The sequence below is a fragment of the Pseudomonas sp. NPDC089407 genome (genome assembly GCF_044900445.1).
GTDB lineage: Bacteria > Pseudomonadota > Gammaproteobacteria > Pseudomonadales > Pseudomonadaceae > Aquipseudomonas.
This window is the reverse complement of record NZ_JBJDNB010000070.1, coordinates 1-3,058: the sequence shown is the minus strand read 5'-3', so window position 1 is coordinate 3,058 and position 3,058 is coordinate 1. Positions and strand designations below refer to the sequence as shown.

General features: G+C 57.4%; 4 protein-coding genes and 3 tRNA genes. All 7 read right to left on the bottom strand.

Translation table 11 applies throughout. The features are described from left to right. A partial coding sequence (locus ACI2KG_RS28965; protein WP_132579187.1) for a GTP-binding protein occupies window positions 1-110 on the bottom strand: 110 nt, incomplete at its 3' end. A 78-nt stretch (window positions 111-188) separates the two neighbouring features. Further along, window positions 189-264 (bottom strand) — tRNA-Thr (locus tag ACI2KG_RS28960). A 29-nt stretch (window positions 265-293) separates the two neighbouring features. After that, window positions 294-367 (bottom strand) — tRNA-Gly (locus tag ACI2KG_RS28955). Between the two features lie 24 nt (window positions 368-391). Then, a tRNA-Tyr gene (locus tag ACI2KG_RS28950) sits at window positions 392-475 on the bottom strand. A gap of 152 nt (window positions 476-627) precedes the next feature. Beyond that, complete coding sequence (locus ACI2KG_RS28945) at window positions 628-1,053, bottom strand: hypothetical protein (protein WP_404664240.1); 426 nt, start codon at window positions 1,051-1,053, stop codon at window positions 628-630. A gap of 7 nt (window positions 1,054-1,060) precedes the next feature. Beyond that, window positions 1,061-1,810 (bottom strand): pantothenate kinase, encoded by a 750-nt coding sequence (locus tag ACI2KG_RS28940; protein ID WP_404664239.1) that lies wholly within the window; start codon window positions 1,808-1,810, stop codon window positions 1,061-1,063. Next, complete coding sequence (gene birA / locus ACI2KG_RS28935; RefSeq protein WP_404664238.1) at window positions 1,800-2,759, bottom strand: bifunctional biotin--[acetyl-CoA-carboxylase] ligase/biotin operon repressor BirA; 960 nt, start codon at window positions 2,757-2,759, stop codon at window positions 1,800-1,802. Before birA ends, ACI2KG_RS28940 begins: the two co-directional genes overlap by 11 nt. Between the last annotated feature and the right edge of the window lie 299 nt (window positions 2,760-3,058).

The following is a 3,058-nucleotide window of genomic DNA, read 5'->3' as shown; positions in this document are numbered from 1 at the left end:
GAGCAAACGCGAGTCAGAGCTGCGGTCAGAGTGGTCTTACCGTGGTCAACGTGGCCGATAGTGCCGACGTTAACGTGGGGAAGGGAACGATCAAACTTTTCCTTAGCCATCGATACAATCCTCCGCAGAAGAAATAGTCTTGCGCTGATAAAACAAAGGCAGATATTTTCATATCTGCCTTGTTTGTATGGAGCTCTTGAGCGGATTTGAACCGCTGACCTCACCCTTACCAAGGGTGTGCTCTACCAACTGAGCTACAAGAGCGAAACACTTTGTGCAAAATCCAGCAAACTTGGAGCGGGTAGCGGGAATCGAACCCGCATCATCAGCTTGGAAGGCTGAGGTTCTACCACTAAACTATACCCGCGGAGCTTGCGGCTCTCGCTAAAACTGGTGGAGGGAGAAGGATTCGAACCTTCGAAGCTCTCGCAACGGATTTACAGTCCGTCCCCTTTGGCCGCTCGGGAATCCCTCCAGATGTGGCCGGCATTCTATGTGTCTGCCGTCCTAGTGTCAAGCGCTTTTTCAAATTTTTTCAATCAAATCTGAAACTTAGCTGCTTTGACACCGCTTCTGGTTCTGCCACCTGAGTGGTGTTCCCTGTGAAGCGGGCGCCATTCTATCAAGCTATTCACCAGTTGCAATACCCTGGCAGAAAATAATTTTATGTTTTAAGTCTTTGAAATCATTGGAAAGAGCCGAGATCACCGTTTGGTCCAGCAAACGCTCGCTTTCCGGGGCCACCTTGAGCCAGCGGCCATCTGCCCCAGGCAGCTGCCCCGCCACCGGCAACGTAGCAATATCCAGGCTTAGCAGCCGTTGGCGCAGCGCTTCGAGCTGTTCCTGCGCCATTGCGCCACCGATTACCAGGCATTCGTCCCTGCGCTTGGGCGGCGCCGACACACCGGTTTCACGCAACAGCCGGATTTCTTGCTGACTTCCCTTGTACAGCGACAACGGGGCGACTTCCTTGACCTTCAGCGGGGCTTCCTGCTGATGCCACACGTAATAAAAGACGTTGAGCACCAGTAACAGCAGAAACAACCAACGCATAGGCACCTCAATCCAATGGACAGGCCATGGCCAGGCCAACAAAAACCAGATCAGGCACAACACGCGCCTGTGGCACGGCCTCCCTCACCAGCGGAGCATCGCCACCGGTGAGGAACACTGTGAACTCCTCCCCCCACAACGCACGCGCCTGTTCGAGCTGGGTGCGCGCAAACCCTTGAAGCATCAACACGCAGCCGCGCTCTACCGCCTCGACGGTCGAGCGACCTGGTGACAGGCTGGTCAGTGCACGCTCGGCAGAGGCGTCGTCATAGCGGATGCGCCGGGTGTGCGTGCGCAGCTGGCTACGCATCAACGGCATACCAGGGCAGATGTATCCTCCAAGGTGTTCGCCGTCCGCAGCAACAAAGTCCGCTTTTGCGGCAGTACCCAAATCAATGACCAGGCACGCGCCCTTGGCCAAGTGAAACGCGCCCAACGCAGCCAGCCAACGATCCATGCCGAGACGCTGATGATCGTCATAGCCATTGCGCACACCCGCCATTTCCCGGGCTGGGTGCGCAACTCGCGCCTGCACGGCAAATGCCTGGCAAATTACGGCACAAAGCGCGTCGGTTTCCTCTTCGCTTCGCACACTGACAATGCGACAGCCCGTGAGGCGTACCGAAGCGAGCGCCTGCACCTCGACAACCAGCGCCTGGTCGGAGTCGACAATCCCGCCACCCTCAATCACCGCATCAGCGGCATGGATTACCCGCCACTTGATGAAGCTGTTACCGCAATCGAGCTCAAGAATCATCACGCAACCTCAAACTGAGCTCACCACCGCTGAAGCTCTTCTCTACTCCGTCCACCTCAAGGCGCAAGCCGCCCTGCCCGTCGACGCCAAGAACCACACCATCGATACGTGTGTTGCCGGCAACCAGCGATACATTACGCCCTTGCCACAGATGCGCCTGTTCCCACTCCTCCTGGAATGCGGCAAAGCCGTAGCGACGATGGCGCGCCAACTCATGCTGCAACTGCTGGCTAAGCGACGCTACCAGCTGGTTGCGATCAACTGCCGCACCCATTTCACGCCGCATCGAGGTCCACTGTTGGTCGACCTGATCGTTTACCTGCATGTTCACATTGATACCGACGCCTAGCACTACGTGGCAGACATCGGCTGGATCACCCACCAGCTCCAGAAGAATACCGGTGATTTTTTGCCCGCGAACCAGGACATCATTAGGCCACTTGAGCCCCACATCCTTTACACCGAATGCCTGCAAAGTGCGCATTACCGACAACCCCACAACCAGGCTCAAGCCTTCGAGTTGGCGCATGCCGCCATCGACGCGCAGCACCAGGCTGTAATAGAGGTTTTCGGCAAACGGGCTCACCCATTGCCGACCACGCCGACCACGGCCAGCGCTCTGGCGCTCGGCCAGAACGAGGAATGGTGCAGCCTGCCCTTCACCAGCAAGACGCAAACCTTCGGCGTTGGTGGAGTCGATGGTTTCGTGGATGAAGACCGGCCACTGTTCGCCCTCGGCAAACCCGGCGATTGCCTGCGCCTCAAGCAAAGCCAGCGGCGCCGCCAGCTGATAGCCGCGCCCACGAACCTTGTGGATGGTGAGGTTCAGCTCACTTTCCAGATGCTGCAGCTGCTTCCAAACGGCGCTGCGACTCACCCCCAGGGCTGCCCCCAGAGCTTCTCCGGAATGGAACCGGCCATCCTTGAGGAGATTCAACAACTTCAGCATGCCAGTCTCGACTTGGAATAAGGCAGGCATGATAGCCATGGGCTGGGGGCTTGCATAGGAAAAGGGCCGAATGCATGCAGCCTGGTAGCACATTCCTTGTGGGAGCGGGCACGCCCGCGAACACCGGCGAAGCCGGTGTCATGCACCGCGTTGGGATCTTCGCTTCTATAGGGATTTTTGTGAGGCCGGGTGACTGTTTTCGGGCCACAAAGACAAAACCCCTACCTGCATACGCAGATAGGGGTTTTGCGAAATGAATCTTGACGATGACCTACTCTCACATGGGGAAACCCCACACT